The organism is Mesorhizobium shangrilense (genome assembly GCF_028826155.1).
In the GTDB taxonomy this organism is placed as follows: domain Bacteria; phylum Pseudomonadota; class Alphaproteobacteria; order Rhizobiales; family Rhizobiaceae; genus Arvimicrobium; species Arvimicrobium flavum.
On record NZ_JAQGPN010000001.1, the window covers coordinates 4356130 to 4372732 of the forward strand.

At 66.5% G+C, this 16603-nt stretch carries 19 protein-coding genes and 1 tRNA gene; 9 read left to right on the top strand and 11 right to left on the bottom strand.

Translation table 11 applies throughout. From position 1 onward, the window contains the following. Positions 1-50 precede the first annotated feature (50 nt). The 8 genes from PD284_RS21060 to PD284_RS21095 all read left to right on the top strand — a co-directional run bounded on the left by PD284_RS21060 (position 51) and on the right by PD284_RS21095 (position 4308). Positions 51-485: a DUF2948 family protein gene (locus PD284_RS21060; RefSeq protein WP_274630080.1), complete on the top strand. Its 435-nt coding sequence runs from the start codon at positions 51-53 to the stop codon at positions 483-485. Positions 486-488: 3 nt separating this feature from the next. Continuing rightward, positions 489-1781 carry a histidinol dehydrogenase gene (hisD, locus tag PD284_RS21065; protein WP_274630081.1) on the top strand — a complete coding sequence of 431 codons (1293 nt, stop codon included), beginning with the start codon at positions 489-491 and terminating at the stop codon, positions 1779-1781. A gap of 7 nt (positions 1782-1788) precedes the next feature. After that, the gene (locus PD284_RS21070) at positions 1789-2274 is read left to right on the top strand and encodes a UPF0262 family protein (RefSeq protein WP_274630082.1); all 486 of its coding nucleotides are present in this window, start codon (positions 1789-1791) and stop codon (positions 2272-2274) included. Next, the gene (locus PD284_RS21075; protein WP_274630083.1) at positions 2271-2723 is read left to right on the top strand and encodes an arsenate-mycothiol transferase ArsC; all 453 of its coding nucleotides are present in this window, start codon (positions 2271-2273) and stop codon (positions 2721-2723) included. Before PD284_RS21070 ends, PD284_RS21075 begins: the two co-directional genes overlap by 4 nt. A gap of 85 nt (positions 2724-2808) precedes the next feature. Beyond that, positions 2809-3027 carry a translation initiation factor IF-1 gene (infA, locus tag PD284_RS21080; RefSeq protein WP_085465451.1) on the top strand — a complete coding sequence of 73 codons (219 nt, stop codon included), beginning with the start codon at positions 2809-2811 and terminating at the stop codon, positions 3025-3027. Positions 3028-3058: 31 nt separating this feature from the next. Next, positions 3059-3688, top strand: coding sequence for a Maf-like protein (locus PD284_RS21085; protein ID WP_274630084.1), 630 nt, complete (start codon positions 3059-3061; stop codon positions 3686-3688). Further along, positions 3685-3900, top strand: coding sequence for a DNA gyrase inhibitor YacG (yacG, locus tag PD284_RS21090; protein ID WP_274630085.1), 216 nt, complete (start codon positions 3685-3687; stop codon positions 3898-3900). Before PD284_RS21085 ends, yacG begins: the two co-directional genes overlap by 4 nt. Before the next feature lie 332 nt (positions 3901-4232). Further along, a tRNA-Phe gene (locus PD284_RS21095) sits at positions 4233-4308 on the top strand. 165 nt (positions 4309-4473) lie between these two features. On the opposite strand, the gene PD284_RS21100 is transcribed toward PD284_RS21095, so the two are convergent. The 11 genes from PD284_RS21100 to ehuR form a co-directional block, all read right to left on the bottom strand. Next, positions 4474-5700: an MFS transporter gene (locus tag PD284_RS21100; RefSeq protein WP_274630086.1), complete on the bottom strand. Its 1227-nt coding sequence runs from the start codon at positions 5698-5700 to the stop codon at positions 4474-4476. Between the two features lie 109 nt (positions 5701-5809). Continuing rightward, positions 5810-6820 (bottom strand): N(2)-acetyl-L-2,4-diaminobutanoate deacetylase DoeB, encoded by a 1011-nt coding sequence (doeB, locus tag PD284_RS21105; RefSeq protein WP_274630087.1) that lies wholly within the window; start codon positions 6818-6820, stop codon positions 5810-5812. Between the two features lie 55 nt (positions 6821-6875). Next, the gene (gene doeA, locus PD284_RS21110) at positions 6876-8057 is read right to left on the bottom strand and encodes an ectoine hydrolase DoeA (protein WP_274630088.1); all 1182 of its coding nucleotides are present in this window, start codon (positions 8055-8057) and stop codon (positions 6876-6878) included. A gap of 41 nt (positions 8058-8098) precedes the next feature. Next, positions 8099-9091, bottom strand: a complete 993-nt coding sequence (gene eutC / locus PD284_RS21115; protein WP_274630089.1) for an ectoine utilization protein EutC — start codon at positions 9089-9091, stop codon at positions 8099-8101. Between the two features lie 280 nt (positions 9092-9371). Continuing rightward, positions 9372-10388: a hydroxyectoine utilization dehydratase EutB gene (gene eutB, locus PD284_RS21120; protein WP_274630090.1), complete on the bottom strand. Its 1017-nt coding sequence runs from the start codon at positions 10386-10388 to the stop codon at positions 9372-9374. Beyond that, positions 10385-11152, bottom strand: a complete 768-nt coding sequence (gene eutA, locus PD284_RS21125) for an ectoine utilization protein EutA (protein WP_274630091.1) — start codon at positions 11150-11152, stop codon at positions 10385-10387. The genes eutB and eutA overlap by 4 nt, the downstream gene beginning before the upstream one ends. Positions 11153-11288: 136 nt before the next feature. Continuing rightward, positions 11289-11948, bottom strand: a complete 660-nt coding sequence (gene ehuD, locus PD284_RS21130) for an ectoine/hydroxyectoine ABC transporter permease subunit EhuD (protein ID WP_274630092.1) — start codon at positions 11946-11948, stop codon at positions 11289-11291. Then, positions 11948-12607 carry an ectoine/hydroxyectoine ABC transporter permease subunit EhuC gene (ehuC, locus tag PD284_RS21135; RefSeq protein ID WP_274630093.1) on the bottom strand — a complete coding sequence of 220 codons (660 nt, stop codon included), beginning with the start codon at positions 12605-12607 and terminating at the stop codon, positions 11948-11950. The genes ehuD and ehuC overlap by 1 nt, the downstream gene beginning before the upstream one ends. A 168-nt stretch (positions 12608-12775) precedes the next feature. Next, positions 12776-13630 carry an ectoine/hydroxyectoine ABC transporter substrate-binding protein EhuB gene (gene ehuB / locus PD284_RS21140; RefSeq protein WP_274630094.1) on the bottom strand — a complete coding sequence of 285 codons (855 nt, stop codon included), beginning with the start codon at positions 13628-13630 and terminating at the stop codon, positions 12776-12778. A gap of 59 nt (positions 13631-13689) precedes the next feature. Continuing rightward, positions 13690-14475, bottom strand: a complete 786-nt coding sequence (ehuA, locus tag PD284_RS21145) for an ectoine/hydroxyectoine ABC transporter ATP-binding protein EhuA (protein WP_274630095.1) — start codon at positions 14473-14475, stop codon at positions 13690-13692. Positions 14476-14583: 108 nt separating this feature from the next. Beyond that, complete coding sequence (gene ehuR / locus PD284_RS21150) at positions 14584-15969, bottom strand: MocR-like ectoine utilization transcription factor EhuR (protein WP_274630096.1); 1386 nt, start codon at positions 15967-15969, stop codon at positions 14584-14586. Between the two features lie 86 nt (positions 15970-16055). Between ehuR and PD284_RS21155 the strand changes: the two genes are divergently transcribed. After that, the gene (locus PD284_RS21155; RefSeq protein WP_274630097.1) at positions 16056-16544 is read left to right on the top strand and encodes an Lrp/AsnC family transcriptional regulator; all 489 of its coding nucleotides are present in this window, start codon (positions 16056-16058) and stop codon (positions 16542-16544) included. Positions 16545-16603: the final 59 nt, after the last annotated feature.

The following is a 16603-nucleotide window of genomic DNA, read 5'->3' on the forward strand; positions in this document are numbered from 1 at the left end:
CCAAGACCGCCTAACAGTCCGGGAAGCATCAACCCGAGGCGCTGCACGCCATGCCCCCGCTCAAATTGGTCGCCCTCGACGAGAAGGACCTGGAGATCGTCTCGGCGTACACGCAGGACGCCGTGATGAAGGTCGGCGACCTCAATTTTCTCGCAGACGCCAAGAGCTTCGTCGTGCCGATGAACCGCTTCGCCTGGGAGGCATCCCAGGGCTTCTTCAAGCAGCGGCACGAGCGGCGGCAGAGCGTGCTGCATTTCGACCGCGTGGTTTCCGCAAAGCTCGCCGGCATCGATCGGTCGAAAGGCGACGACATCCTGTCGCTGCTGGCGATTCGCTTCGACGCGGCGGAGCCGCCCGCCGGCGTCATCCAGCTTATCTTCTCAGGCGGCGCGGCGATCCGGCTCGACGTCGAATGCATCGAGGCGCGCCTCACCGATCTCGGCGCCGCCTGGGCCACCGATTCACGTCCCCAACACAAGGCCTGATCCATGGCCATCCGGCTTATCCAGAACGACCCCAGCTTCGAGGCGCAGTTCCAGCGCTTCCTGACCACCAAGCGCGAGGCGTCACCCGATGTGGAGGCGATCGTCAGCGACATCATCAAGCGCGTGCGCACCGAAGGCGACGCTGCGCTCATCGACTACACGCGGCGCTTCGACAGGGCGGACCTCGGCCAGCTCGGCATCGCGGTCGGCGCGGACGAAATCGCCGAGGCTTACCGCAAGGCCAATCCGGAGACCGTCAACGCGCTGACTTTCGCGCGCGACCGCATCCATGCGCACCATGCGCGTCAGAAGCCGGCGGACGACCGCTACACGGATCATCTTGGCGTGCAGCTGGGTTCCCGCTGGACCGCCGTCGAAGCCGTAGGCCTCTACGTACCCGGGGGGACCGCCAGCTATCCGAGTTCGGTGCTGATGAACGCCGTGCCCGCCCGCGTCGCCGGGGTGGAGCGCATCGTCATGGTGGTGCCGACGCCCGACGGCCAGCTCAATCCGCTGGTCCTGGTGGCGGCCGACCTTGCCGGCGTCTCGGAAATCTACCGCGTCGGGGGCGCGCAGGCGGTCGCCGCGCTTGCCTACGGGACCGAAACCATCCGGCCGGTGGCGAAGATCGTCGGGCCGGGCAATGCCTACGTCGCGGCGGCCAAGCGCCAGGTGTTCGGCACCGTCGGCATCGACATGATCGCAGGGCCTTCCGAGGTGCTGATCCTGGCCGACGCCGACAACGACCCGGACTGGATCGCTGCGGATCTTCTTGCCCAGGCCGAGCACGACACCGGGGCGCAATCCATCCTGATCACGGACGACGAGGCCTTCGCCGGAGCGGTGGAGAAAGCGGTCGAACGGCAGCTCGTCACCCTGCCCCGCGGCGAGACGGCGGCGGCAAGCTGGCGCGACTTCGGCGCCGTGATCCTCGTCGACGACTTGACCGACGCCCTGCCGCTGGTCGATCGCATCGCCCCCGAGCATCTGGAACTCGCCCTCGACGACGCCGACGTGTTTTCGGAGCGGGTCCGCAACGCCGGCGCCATCTTCGTCGGGCGGCATACGCCGGAGGTCATCGGCGACTATGTCGGCGGCTCCAACCACGTGCTGCCGACGGCGCGTTCGGCGCGATTCTCGTCCGGCCTCTCGGTGCTCGACTTCATGAAGCGGACATCGATCCTGCGGCTTGGCTCCGACCAGCTGGCCGCCCTGGCGCCGGCGGCTATCGCGCTTGCCGAGGCCGAGGGACTGAGCGCCCATGCGCGCTCCGTCTCCATCAGGTTGAACACGTGACGCCGCGATGGGACGCGGCGGTCTCGACAAGAACAGGCTGATCGACGTCGAGCTTGACGAATCGATCGGTCGCTCGACGCCGGACGTCGAGCATGAGCGCGCCGTAGCGATCTTCGACCTGATCGAGGACAACAGTTTCCTGCCCGTCAACGACAGCGGCGAAGGCCCCTACCGGCTGAAGCTGTCGCTGGTCGATGCGCGGCTGGTCTTTGCCATCAGCCGCCAGGCGGGCGACGAAGTCGCCACGCACATCCTGTCGCTGACGCCCTTCCGGCGCATCGTCAAGGACTACTATATGATCTGCGAGAGCTACTATCAGGCCATCCGGTCGTCGACGCCCAGCCAGATCGAGGCGATCGACATGGGTCGGCGGGGCCTGCACAACGAGGGCTCGCAGACGCTGATGGACCGCCTTTCGGGCAAGATCGAGATCGATTTCGACACCGCGCGGCGTCTGTTCACCCTGGTCTGCGTGCTGCACTGGCGCGGATGACCAGCGCTTTGGCCTCCGCCCTGCCCCGCTCCGTCCTGTTCATGTGCAGAATGAACGCGGTGCGCTCGCCGATCGCCGAGGCGCTGGCGCGAAGCATGCTTCCGCCGACCGTCTTTGTCGCGTCCGCCGGGGTGCGGGCCGGGGAGCCCGATCCCTTTGTCGCAGCCGTGCTGGCCGAGGACGGCCTGAGCCTCGCCGACCACGCGCCGCGCACGCTCGCCGATCTCGAGGACAGCTATTTCGACCTGATCGTGACGCTGGCGCCGGAAGCCCATCACGCCGCGCTGGAACTGACCCGTTCGATGGCCGTCGAGGTGGAATACTGGCCTACGGCCGACCCGACCACGGTTTCTGGCACACGCGATCAGATCATGGCCGCCTACCGCGACGTGCGGGACCGGCTGAAGGGCAGGATCGACGGCCGCTTCATGCCGCACGCGACACAATAGGCGTTTCCAAAGATCGCGTCTTCATATAGGTTCCGCCCGATTTCCGGCCCAGCGGCCGGCCTCCTCTCCAAACCAAAGGTACCTAATGCCGAAGGAAGAAGTCCTCGAATTTCCCGGTCTTGTAACCGAACTGCTGCCCAACGCCATGTTTCGCGTCAAGCTCGAGAACGAGCACGAGATCATCGCCCACACGGCCGGCCGGATGCGCAAGAACCGCATTCGCGTGCTGACGGGCGACAAGGTGCTGGTCGAGATGACGCCCTACGACCTGACCAAGGGCCGCATCACCTACCGCTTCAAGTGAGCCGCGGCCGCGCCGCCACGACGCAACCCGGATGACCCTTTCTCAGAAGCTGGTGCTTGCCTCGGGCTCTCCGCGCAGGATCGAACTCCTGCAGCAGGCGGGCATCGAGCCCGACCATTTGTTTCCCGCGGACGTCGACGAGAGGCCGCAGCGCGCCGAGCATCCGCGCTCGCTGGCCAAACGTCTGTCTCGTGCGAAGGCCGAGAAGGCGCATGCCTCCCTGCAGGGCGAAGCCGACTTCTCCGGCGCCTACATACTGGCCGCCGACACTGTGGTGGCGGTCGGCCGCCGCATCCTGCCCAAGGCGGAAGTAACCGAGGACGCCACCAACTGCCTCGGCCTCCTGTCCGGCCGCTCGCACCGCGTCTATACCGGCATCTGCCTTGTCACGCCGGACGGAAAATTCCGCCAGAAGCTGGTCGAGACCCGCGTGCGCTTCAAGCGCCTCTCGCGCGAGGACGTCGACAGCTACGTCGCGTCCGGCGAATGGCGCGGCAAGGCGGGCGGCTACGCCGTGCAGGGTCTGGCGGGAACCTTCGTCGTCAAGCTGGTAGGTTCCTACACCAACGTCGTCGGCCTGCCGCTCTACGAGACCACCGCGCTGCTCGCCGGCGAGGGTTTTGGCGTGCGTCACGGCTGGATCGCCGGAGGGACGGCGTGAGCGCCGCCGGCAATGTGACGCCGCTGCGCCCGAAGCGGCCCTGCCCTGAATGCGGCAAGCCGTCGGCGCGCGAGCACTACCCGTTCTGTTCGACGCGCTGCAAGGCCGTCGACCTGAACCGCTGGCTTTCCGGGTCGTACGTGATCCCGGGCCGGGCGGATGAGGAAGAAGCGCAGGACGCGCCCCGCACGGAAGACGACCAGGACCGCTAGCCCGGATCCGCCCGGACTGACTGATTCTGCGTGCATCCTGCAGGGGACCCGGTTCGGCGGGTGTCATGCCAGGTCAATGAGCATCGATCCGATTCGATGGACGCCACTGCCCGCTGCCGCGGGCAATTACGCCGTACGCACGTTTCATCGGCTGCCGACGGCAGCGTACGGGGCTTCCGGAGCCGGGGTTTTTCACAGAGTCGCAATTGCCGCAGAAAACGCGTCGACAGGCGCTGGACAGGCGAAAATTGCGTGCTATAACCCAGCCGCTTTCGCAGGCGCCGCTGGCGCTCTCGCGACAACGGGCGCCGGGAAATCCGGGTCCCGTAGATGCCCAGGTAGCTCAGTTGGTAGAGCAGCGGACTGAAAATCCGCGTGTCGCTGGTTCGATTCCGGCCCTGGGCACCATATCTTCAACGACTTCACCGTTGCCGCGCCGTTTTCTGTTGCGCCATGCTGCAGATGAAAATGGGGGATCTGCCGCCTTCTCAGCCCCGCCGATCGTCGAAAACGCCATCGCGTGGCAAGGCCCCGCGAGTTGATCCGGCCGCCCTCCCTCTTCCTGCCCAAAGCCTACGCCTGCGCGCTGCTGGCCCGCAGCGCGCTCCGCGAGAGCAGCCAGAGCATCACCGAGATGTTGAGCAGGCTCCATGCGATGCCGTTGAGGAAGGCCATGGCGTAGGAGCCGGTCAGGTCGTAGATCCACCCGGACATCCACCCGCCCAGCGCCATGCCTAAAATGGTCGCCATGATGACGGTGCCGACACGGCGTCCGGCCTCTGCCGCGGGCATGTACTCGCGCACGATGAGGGCATAGCAGGGCACTATGCCGCCCTGGCTGAGGCCGAACACCAGCGAGACGATGTAGAGCGACGCCAGTCCGTCGAACGGCAGATAGAAAACGAGGGAAGTGGCCTGCGCGATCGAGCCGATCAACAGTGTCTTCAACCCTCCTATGCGGTCGGCGAGGAGGCCGGACGCGAGGCGGCTCACCACGCCGGCGGCCAGCATGATGGACAGCATCTCGGCGCCGCGCGCCACGCCGTAGCCAAGGTCGAGGCAATAGGCGACGATGTGCACCTGCGGCATCGACATGGCGACGCAGCAGGCGACCCCCGCCACCACCAGAAACGCCTGCAGCGCGCCGGGCGAAATCCCCATGGACCGTGCAGACGCCGACGCCGTCCCCGAAAGCGCCGCGGCGGGAGGCTGGCGGCGCAGCATGAGGACGAGCGGGGCCATCGACACCAGGCATATCGCGGCGATGGCGAGGTAGGTTCCGCGCCAACCGTAGGCCGACATCATCGGCGAGATGAGGACCGGCCAGATCGCCCCCGCGACATAGTTCCCTGATGCGGCAAAGGCGACGGCGATGCCGCGGCGACGCCGAAACCAATGCGTGATGTCGGCGATCAGCGGGCCGAACATGGCCGAGGAACCCGCTCCGACCAAAAGTCCCTGGACGACCGAAAAGGCGGCGATCGAATGGGCCAGGCTGCCAAGGGCAAAGCCAAGCGCCATCAGCAGCGACGCGGCGAGAGCCGGGATCCAGAAGCCGATCCGGTCGATGGCGCGGCCGATGACGACGTTGCCGAACGCAAAGCCGAGCATCGTGGCCGTGTAGGGGAGCGAGGCGTCGGCGCGGTCGACCCCGAACTCTTCCTGGATAGCCGGCAGCACGACCACAACCGACCACATGCCGACGCCGCCGATGGTGGCGAGCAGGGTCGAGACGGCCAGCCGCGTCCATGCATAGCGACCGTCCAGGTCAGAATCGGCCAGATGGAGTTTGTCATGCATGGTGAGGCGTGGCACCCGACTGTTGCGCTGTGGTCGCTAGATGCCCCTCAATCGGCCGCGGCAGCAGGACCACGGCCCTGCAAGGTTGAAGCCAGCGCCGGCGTGCCGCTCACTGCTCCTGCCCGACCGCGATGACCGCCGCGCAGTCGCCGGCCTTGACCAGGCCCGGAAAATGCCGCGCCGCCAGAAGGCCCGACATCTTGGCGCGGACTTCCTGCGGCGCGACGCCGGTGCGGCCGACCGCGTGGATGCGGGCGACGACCTGCCCTTCCTCCACCGGCTCGCCCAGATCGACCATGGTCTCGATCATACCGTCGTCCTCGGCGAAGGAGAAACAGTCGCCGGAGGGCATGTCGAGCCAACGGGTCGGACGGCGCTCGACCTCGCCCGCAACGAGGCCGGCGTGGCGCAGCACGTTCATCAGCCCGAAGCGGGCGATGCGAACCGTCTCGGCGCGCGAGGTCCCCCCGCCGCCGAGTTCAGTCGTGACGAAAACCTTGCCCATCTCCTCGGCGGCGGTGTCGTACATGCCGACCGCGTCGATCTCCAGCATCTTCATCGAATAGGGCGCCGAGAACGCCTCAACAGCGGCGAAGGCCTTTGCCTCCTGCGCCTTGTCGGGCAGGATATGGGCGGCGCAGAAGGGCACGAAATCGAGCGTCCTGCCGCCGGAATGGAAGTCGAAGACCAGGTCCGCGCGCGGCAGAAGCTCACGTTGGAAATAGTCGGCGATCTTTTCCGTCACGGCGCCGTCCGGCCTGCCTGGAAAGGAGCGGTTCATGTTGCCCTTGTCGATCGGCGACGTGCGCGTTCCGGCACGGAAGGCCGGGTAGTTCATGGCCGGCACGATGATCACCGCGCCGCGCACCTCCTTCGGATCGAGCGTGCGGGCGAGTTCGAAGAGCGCCAGCGGTCCCTCGTACTCGTCGCCGTGATTGCCGCCGGTGAGCAGCGCCGTCGGCCCTTCCCCGTTGCGGACGACGCAGATGGGGATCATGACCGAGCCCCAGGCGGAATCGTCGCGACTGTAGGGCAGCCGCAGATGACCGTGATGCACGCCCTGTGCATCAAGGTCGATGGTGGGCGAGATGGGAGAGGGTCGCATGTGATGGTCGGTCATTTTCGTTGGTCGGAAGCTGAACGGAGTAAGGGCCCCGCCCAATTCCCCTATTCCCCTAATCCTTCACCACCAGCCTGCGCGGGACGTTGGCGAGGCACTCGACGCCGGTCTCGGTGATCAGGATGGATTCGGTGATCTCCAAGCCCATGTCCTGCAGCCACAGCCCGGTCATGAAATGGAAGGTCATTCCGGGCCGGAGCTCGGTGCGGTCGCCGGGGCGCAGGCTCATGGTGCGCTCGCCCCAGTCCGGCGGGTAGGAGATGCCGATCGGATAGCCGGTCCGGTTGTCCTTGACGATCCCGTACTTCCTCAGCACCGCGAAGAAGGCGTTGGCGATGTCCTCGCAGGTGTTGCCCGGCCGCGCGGCCTCCAGCCCCGCGTCCATGCCCTCCAGCGTCGCCTTCTCGGCGTCGAGGAAGGCCTGCGTGGGCTTGCCCAGGAAGACGGTGCGCGACAGCGGGCAATGGTAGCGATTGTAGCAGCCGGCGATCTCGAAGAAGGTGCCTTCGCCCGCCTTCATCGGCTTGTCGTCCCAGGTGAGGTGGGGCGCCGAGGCGTCGGCGCCCGACGGCAGCAGCGGCACGATCGCCGGATAGTCGCCGCCGATGCCCTCCACGCCGCGCGTACCGGCGTCGTAGATCTCGGCCACGAGGTCGCATTTCCTCATGCCGACCTCGATCTTGTCGACGATGCGGGCATGCATTGCCTCGACAATGCGCGCGGCCTTGCGCATGTAGTCGATCTCGGTCGGGCTCTTGACCGCACGCTGCCAGTTCACCAGCGCCGTGACGTCGACGAATCTCGCATTCGGCAGATGCTTCTGCAGTGAGGCGAAGGCGGCGGCCGAGAAGTAGTAGTTGTCCATCTCGACGCCGATCGTCAGCCGGTCCCAGCCGCGCGCGGCGATCACCTCGGCCAGGTAGTCCATCGGATGCCGCTCGGTCGACTGCACGTAGTGATCGGCATAGGGCACGATATTGTCGTGGGAGAGATAGGCCGTGCGCTTCGCGCCGTTGGCGTCCTGGCCGCGGCCATACCAGACCGGCTCGCCGGACGGCGGCACCAGAACTGCCTGGTGCACGTAGAACGACCAGCCGTCATAGCCGGTCAGCCACGCCATGTTGGAGGGGTCGGAGCAGATCAGGAGTTCGACGCCCTTCGCCTCCATGGCGCGGCGCGTCTTCGCCAGGCGCTCGGCATACTCGGCGCGCGAAAACTTCAGGTTCGGCATTGTCATGATGCTTGGTGGTCCTCGTCTTCGGGCCAGTGCGGCCGCAGTCAGCTCTCAAAAATGGTTCCCGCACCCGACGCCCGGGCGCGATCGCGGGCCAGCGTGGCAATCGCGGTGTCCTGCACCCCGGTCCCGGTGAGGTCGGCGACAGTGAGATCGCCAGGCGTGCGGCGGCCATGCTTCAGCCCCGCAACGATCTCGCCGAGTTCCGCCGCCTCCGCATCGGCCGCGATCAGCCCGGCCTCGATGGCGTGATGCAGTTCGCCCAGGCGTCGCGTCTGCCTGGCGCTGTCGGCGACGTAGAGGTCGGCCATGCGGATGATGGCCGGCGCGAGCTCGTTCTTGTGCTCTGCGTCTGAGCCCATGGCGGTGATGTGCTGCCCGGACGAGACAAAGCCGGGCGCGATCAACGGCTCGCTGGACGGCGTCGTCGTGACGATGATGTCGGCGCCTGCTGCCGCCCTTTCACGGTCGGTCTCGGCGCGCACGGGAATGCCCAGGCGTTCACGCAACTCGCCTGCCGCGGCTGCGGACCTGGCGGCATCGCGCGCCCAGATCCGTGCTTCGGCGATAGGCCGCACGAGTTGCAACCCTTGCAGCTGGAGCCTCGCCTGCACGCCTGCTCCATAAATGGCGGCAACGGCAGAATCCTCGCGCGACAGGTGCTTCGCCGCCACAGCCCCCGCCGCCGCGGTGCGCACGTCGGTCAGGTATCCGTTGTCCAGCAGCAGCGCCTCGACGAGGCCGGTGTTTGCCGAAAGCAGCACCATCATGCCGCTGACGGACGGCAGCCCCAGCTTCGGGTTGTCGAAGAAGCCGGGGCTGATCTTGATCGCGAAGCCGTCGATGCCCGGCACATAGGCGGTCTTCACGTCGACCTCGCCGCGGTGCTCCGGAATGTCGAGACGCAGGATCGGCGGCATGGCGACGGGGAGCGTGGCGAGCGCGCGAAACGCGTTTTCCACGCAGGCGACGGCGTCGAGATCGAGTTTGACGATCTGCCTGAGCTCGGCCTCGGTCAGGATGGTCATGCGAGGCATGGCACGTCCTTTCCCCTCCCCCTTGAGGGGAGGGTCCGGCCGAAGGCCGGGAGTGGGGTCAGTCCGGCAGCGCTCGAGGCCCCTTGAGCGACGCCCTCTGAGGTTCCCTCCTCTGTCGCCTTCGGCGGCATCTCTCCCTCAAGGGGGGAGATCGGGTCCTCGCTACGGCTTCGCCATTCTGCAACGCTGGAGGAGGAGCGACGCAGATGAAGCTGCCAATCTTTCCCAGTGAGGGGGAGATGGCCGGCAGGCCAGAGGGCGGTGAATGCACGCAGAGGACTCACGCCGCCCTCCCCTGCCGCTGCCCGGCGTCCGCCTTCTCGAATTCCGTCTCCTCCCCGCAGACGATCCGCCGGTGAAGATCCATGTCGATGTTGCGGCCGGAGACGACCACGACGGCCGGACCGTCGACGCGAAGCTTGCCGGCGAGGAGTGCCGCGACGCCGACAGCGCCGGCGCCCTCCACCACCTCCCGTTCCTCGGCGTAGAGGTGTCTGATGCCCGCGGCGATCTCAGCCTCGGAGAGCAGGACCACGTCGTCCAGCAGATGACCGCACATGGCAAAGGTCAGCCGGTTGGCAAGCCCGATGCCGCCACCGAGCGAATCCGCCAGCGTCGGCTGTTCCTCGACCAGCACGGGCCGGCCCGCATCGAGGCTCGCCTTCATCGCCGCGCCGCGCGCCATCGAGACGCCGATGACCCGGATGGCAGGTCGCAGAGCCTTCACTGCGGCGGCGATGCCGGCTGCAAGGCCCCCGCCGGAAACCGGCACCACCACCACCGCGGCGTCAGGCACGTCCTCGAGCAGTTCCAGCCCGAGCGTCCCCTGCCCCGCGATCACCGCCGCATGGTCGAAGGGCGGCACCATCGCAAGACCTTCGTCGGCGACGAGCCGATCGACCTCCTCCTGCGCGTCGTCCTGGCTGCTGCCGACGATGCGGATGTCCGCGCCGAGCCTGCGGATCTCCGCGACCTTGTTTGCGGGCACCAGCCGCGACATGCAGACGACGGCGCGGATGCCCTCCAGCTTCGCCGCGTGGGCCAGCGCGCGTCCGTGGTTGCCGGTCGATGCGGCGACCACGCCGCGCCGCCTTTCGTCGTCGGCAAGTCGGGCGATCGCATTCGACGCGCCGCGCAGCTTGAAGCTGCCGGTGGCCTGCCGGCTTTCGAGCTTCAGATGGACAGGCGCGCCGGCGATCTCGCCGAGCGAGGTGGAAAGGACGGTCGGCGTGCGCTCGATCCTGCCGGCGATGCGACGGCGCGCGGCTTCGATGTCGGAGAGGGTGACGGCGGTCATGACAGGGCCACCGTCATCAGCTTCCCGAACTGCGGCCGCACGCTCTGGTCCCCGCAGAGCCGAAGGCAGCGCCACGCGGTCGCCTGGTTGCTGCTGACCACCGGCCGGCCCAGCACCAGCTCCATGGCCGAAATCACCAGCGCGGCGCGCAGCGCGGTGCACGACACGAACAGCGCCTCGGACTGGGGAGCCATCGCCTCGCGCGCAAGTTCGGTGAGCGCGGCCGGTGCGATCCGCGCCATCTCGCGATCATCCTCGAAGCCGAGACAGGTGAAACGGTCAATCTCGAAGCCTTGCCCGACGAAGTAGTCGGCCATCGGCCGGCTGGTTTCGACCGTGTAGGGCGTCAGCACGCTGATGCGGCGCGCACCGAGCGCCTTCAAGGCGTCAACCGCAGCGAGCGGCGGCGTGACGACCGGAACGCCCGGCTTCGCGGCCTGCAGGGCGGCCTCGATCTCGGCATCGCCGATCACCACGGAAGCGGAAGTGCAGGAATAGCAGATCGCGTCGAGCTGCTCGCCGGGCAGGATCAGCGCCGCACCCTCGGTGAGCGACGGCTGCATCCTGCGCAGGTTTTCTGGCGTCGTCGGATTGGCGTAGGGAATGCGCGCGACATAGACGCCGATCCGCTCGCCGGCGACGATGCGGCGGAAATCCGGTTCGGTCGTGTGGTCGGTTGCGAGCACGACCAGGCCGACGCGCTTCGCAAGCGGGCGGTCGTCGAGCGCGGGGCGTACGGAGTGGAGATGGATGGGGATCGTCATGGCAGACGGGGCTCCTGACGCGGCATGACACTCCACCCTGGTCTGCGGATCATTGCGGTTTCCCCTTTCCGTCCAGGCCCAACCGGGGCGAGATGGACTGCGCAAGGGGCGTTCATCATCGAGGTTCGCGCCATCGTCACCGCTCGATCCTCCCGTAGCGGCGCTCCAGCCAGCGCAGGGCGAACACCGAGATCAGGCTGATCACCAGGAAGAACGCGCCGACCAGCGTGATGGGCTCGATGTAGCGGTAGTAGGTGTTGGCGACGCTTTTCGCCTGGTTCATCAGCTCCAGGATGGTGATCGCCGACAGGAGCGGCGTCTCCTTGAACATGGCGACGAAATAGTTGGCCAGCGCCGGGATCATCGGAGGGATCGCCTGCGGCAGGATGATGCGCGTCCAGGTCTGCAGGGCGGAGAGGTTGCAGGCTTTCGCCGCCTCCCACTGGCCACGCGGCACGTTGTCGATGCCGGCTCGATAGACCTCGGCAGTGTAGGTGCCGTAGTGCAGTCCCAGCCCGATGACGCCCGCCAGCAGCGGTGGCAGCAAGATGCCGATGTCGGGCAACACGTAGAAGATGAAGTAGAGCTGAACCAACAGCGGCGTGCCGCGGATGAACTCGGCGACGAAGCCGACGCTGCGCGACACCGCACGGTTCGGCGAACGGCGCAGCAGCGCAATGGCGAGGCCGACGACCGCCGCCAGCACGGAGCCGAGCAGCGTCGCCAGGATGGTGATCTTCACGCCCTCTATCAGGGTCGGCATGATCTGCCAGACGAAATTCCAGTCCCATTCCATCAGGCGCGCACTCCGTCGAGGCCGCGCGCCATGCGCCGCTCAAGAGCGCGGATGGCGGACGAGATCATCATCGCGAAGATGAAGTAGAGGACCAGGATCGTCGCGAAGGGCACCAGCGTATTGCCGGTCTGCGAGCGCACGATGTTGGCCTGGAAGGTCATGTCGGCGAGCGAAATCAGCGATACGACCGATGTGGCCTTGAGCAGCTCGATCGCGTTGTTGCCGAAGGTCGGCAGCATGACGAGCAGCGCCTGCGGCAGGATGATGCGCCGCATGCACTGCCAGCGGCTGAGATTGAGCGCGACGCAGGCTTCGTACTGTTCCTTGCCGACCGACTGGATGGCGCCGCGGACGACTTCGGCGGCATAGGCGCCGACGTTGAGGCCCAGCGCCAGCACGCCCGCCTGCAGCGGGGTGAGCGAAATGCCCATGAAGGGCAATACGAAATAGGCGAAGAAGAGCTGCACAAAAATGGAAGTGCCGCGGAAGAACTCGATATAGGCCGTGGCCAGCCAGCGGAGGACGGCGTGCTGCGAGATGCGCCCGAGCCCAGCGATGAAGGCCATGGCGAGCGCCAGCACGGAGCCCATCACGGTCAGTTGCACCGTGACGAGCGCGCCCTGCAGGATCAGGTTTATGTATCCGGACCAGTCGGTCATGGAGTGAGTACGGTTGCCCTTGTGATTAGCGCGGCGTCCAGTTCCCCATTGCGGGGAGACCGCGTCGCAAACGGGGTGGGTATTCCGCCAGACCTCTCGAAGTCAGCGCATCCCCACCAGGGGTTGAGCGCCGCCCTCCCCCTCGAGGGAGGAGGGTCGGCAGCGCCATTATTGCGGCGCGCAGAGCTTCTCCATCGACGTCGACATTGCCGCCGCCGCGGAGAACCCGTACGGCTCGATGATCTTCGCGAACTCTCCGGACTCCTTCATCTTGGCGAGTTCCACGTTGAAGGCGTCGCGCAGAGCCTCGTCGCCCTTCTTGAAGGCCGCGCCGTCGCAATAGACCGGCGCGCCCACAACGGGCGCCACAACCTCAAGGTTCGGGTCGTTCGCCTTCTTGATCAGATCGTTGATCGAGAGAACAGGAAGCGAATAGGCGTCGATGCGGCCGTCCTGAACCATTTTCAGGCCGCTCTGGCCGTCCGGCACCACGATGACCCGGTCACGCGGCACGCCGGCTTCGAGCGCCAGCTTTTCCTCCGTGCCGCCACCCGGAGCGCCGACCGTCGCGGTCGTGTCCTTGGCGATGTCGGCGTAGCTCTGGAAGCCCTTCGGATTGCCCTTCTTGACGAGCAGCGCCTCCGCATCGCACAGCACCGGCTCCGAATAGACGACCGCGGCGCAGCGCTCGGGCTTCATGAAGAGACCCGCAGTGACGACGTCATGCCGACCCGCCTGCAGTCCGGGGATCATGGCCCCGTATTCGGAAATCGACGCGACGATCTCCGGCACGCCGAGACGCTTGAAAATCTCCCGCGCCACGTCCGGGGCCGCGCCCGACACCTTGCCGTCGGCGGCGACTGCCGTATAGGGCGGCTCGTTGGCAATGGCGACGCGCGCGAAGCCCTGCGCCTTCAACTGCTCGAGCTTGCTGTTGTCCTGCGCCGACGACGGCAGGGAAACGGCAAGGGCCGCGGCGACGGCAACTGCGCCCGCACCGGCCAGAACTGCGAATTTCCTCATGGTTCCCAACTCCTTTGGTTCTTTTTGAATGTTAGCGGCGTTCCGCCGCGGCATTGCGGTCAGACGCGGTGTCCGGCCGCGATGATCTTGCGCAGGAAGGTCTGCGTACGCTCCTGCCTGGGATTGCGGAAAATCTCGTCCGGCTTGCCTTCCTCGACGATCTTGCCGCGGTCGAAAAAGAGCACCCGGTCGGCGAAGTCGTGGGCGAAGCCCATCTCATGGGTGACCAGCAGCATGGTCATGTCGGTCTCGGCGGCCAGCTTGCGCATGACGTTCAGCACCTCCTCGACCAGTTCCGGGTCGAGCGCCGAGGTCACCTCGTCGAACAGCATGATCTTCGGGGAAAGCGCGAGCGCCCGAGCGATGGCGACGCGCTGCTTCTGCCCGCCCGAAAGCTGCGCCGGCATCGCCTTCGCCTTCTCCGCCATGCCCACCATGTCGAGCAGTTCCATGGCGCGCTTTTCCGCCGCGGCCCGCGCGACGCCCTTGGTCAGCATCGGGGCCAGCGTCACGTTGTCGAGCACGCACATGTGCGGGAACAGGTTGAAGAGCTGGAAGACCATGCCGATCTTCTGGCGCATCCGGGTGAGATGGCGCTCGTCGGCGGCAACCAGGCCGCCGTTCTTCGGCATGTGATAAAGCTGTTCGCCCTCGATCTCGATATGACCGCCGTCAATGCGTTCCAGCGTCATCAGGATGCGCAGGATGGTCGTCTTGCCCGATCCGGACGGCCCGATCAGCGCCAGCTTCTCGCCGGGCATGACCTGCATGGAAAGCCCATCCAGCACCTTGAAGGCGCCGAAGCTCTTGCTGATCGCGTCGATCGCGATGATGGGCGCCGGCATCGTTCCTCCCAGCTGCGGTGTCCAACGCGCGAACGATGGGAAAGTTACCAAATCATGTCAATTGCCAAAATAAAATCATGACAATAAACTTGATTGGCGTGTTGCCGCTCAGATGGCGAGCAGAAGATGCTCGGGCTCTCCCATCAGAAGCTTGGCGATGATCCCCAGGCCGGCGCGCAATTCACCCTCGGTCGTCGACCCCAGCGAAATGCGCACCGCCGGCATCCAGGGGGCGTCCGAAGTGCGAAATGACGCGCCCGGCGCAATCGCCACGCCCTGCAATCTCGCCTGCGCGACAAAGCCGTCCTCGGTGCGGTTCTCCGGCAATGGCAACCAGAGGTGCAACGCATGAGGATGGGTCAGGAAGCCTTCGTTTCCGAGCACTTCCGACACGATCGCGTGACGGCGCGCGAGGGCGTCGCGCTGCCAGTGGACGAGCTCCATGGCAGTGCCGTCAGCCACCCATTTCGAAGCGATCTCGGCGACCATCGGCGTCGCCATCCAGTTCGAGACCAGGTGCCGGTTGGCGACCGCGGCAGCGTAGCGGTCGGGCGCGACCAGATACCCAATGCGCAGGCCGGGCACCACGATCTTGGTGAACGTCGTGAAATAGAGCGTGCGCTCCGGCGCGATGGCCGCGATCGGAGGCGGCCGGTCGGCGACCATGGGTCCCAGCACGTCGCTCTCGATGATGGCGATGTCGTGCTTGCGGGCCACCTCGGCGATCGCCGTGCGGCGCGCCTCGCTCATCAGGGTCGCCGTCGGATTGATGACGGAGGGCTGCACGAAAACGGCCCGGATGTCGGCTCCCCGGCACGCTTCGTCCAGGGCCTCCGGGACGATGCCGTCGCCGTCGATCGGCAGGCCGTGCAGGTGGAAGCCGAGATAGGTGGAGAGCGGCACCAGCGTATGGTGGCCGATGGCTTCGGTGGCGACCGTGGAGCCGGGCGGCGCCGCGCTCATGAGCGCCACCGTCATCGCCGCCGTGGCGCCGTTGGTCAGGCTGACGTTCTGCGGCGACACCGCGAGCCCGCATTCCTTCAGCCAGTCGACCGCGATCGCGCGATGGCGCGGAAAGACGACGTTGGGCCGGAACGAAAGACCCGAACTCGACGGCAGGCTTTCGCTCAGCCAGGCAAGCGCCTGCTTGAGACGCTCGAGATGCATCGGCTCGCAGACGGGCTTCAGGATCGACAGGTCGATCACCTCGCCCGGCCGTTCCGGCAGGTAGGGCGGTTCCACTTCCGCCCTGGCCGTCTGCACGAAGCTGCCCCGTCCAACCTCCCCCGAGATCAGGCCCCTGCGGATCAGCTCGTCATAGGCGCGGCTCACCGTCTGCACCGACAGTTTCAGCTCATAGGCCAGGCGGCGATGCGTCGGCAGCTGGGCGCCGTTGGGCAGCTTCCCGTCATGAATGGCGCGCGCGAACTGGTCCGCCAGCGAGAGATAGGCCGGGCGTCGAATGAGCGTCGGATCGGGGCGCCATATTGTCATGACGCATTAGAGATCCAAATCAGTGCAATTGACAATGGGCCACGTGACGCACCATGGTCGTTCCGACGGCATGTCCCCGGACAATCATGAACGCTCCAAAGCTCGACGACATCGACCTGAAGATACTGGACGCCATCCAGCGCGACGGGCGCATCACGAAACTGGCCCTGGCGGAGAAGGTCGGGCTGTCGCCGACGCCCTGCTGGATGCGCCTGAGAAGACTCGAGAAGGCGGGCATCATCAGCGGCTACCATGCCAGGGTCGCGTCGCGGACCATCGCGCCGGTGGCCAACGTGCTGATGGAGGTCACGCTGGGAAACCACCGCCAAGCCGATTTCGACCGGTTCGAGCGCGCGGTGCGCCAGATGCCCGAGATCGTCGCGTGCTGGTCCGTCGGTGGCGGCGTGGACTACATCCTGAAGGTCATGACGCGCGACGTCGACGCCTATCAGCGACTGGTCGACGGCATGCTGGAGCGCGAGATCGGCATCGAGCGCTATTTCACCTACATCGTGACGCGCACGGTCAAGGAAGAGACCGTATTGCCGATGGCGGAACTCGTGGTCAGGTCATAGCGGCCTGCCCCAGACGCCGCCTTGTGGCGTGCGGGTGCGGGTGGCATGATGCTCGATTA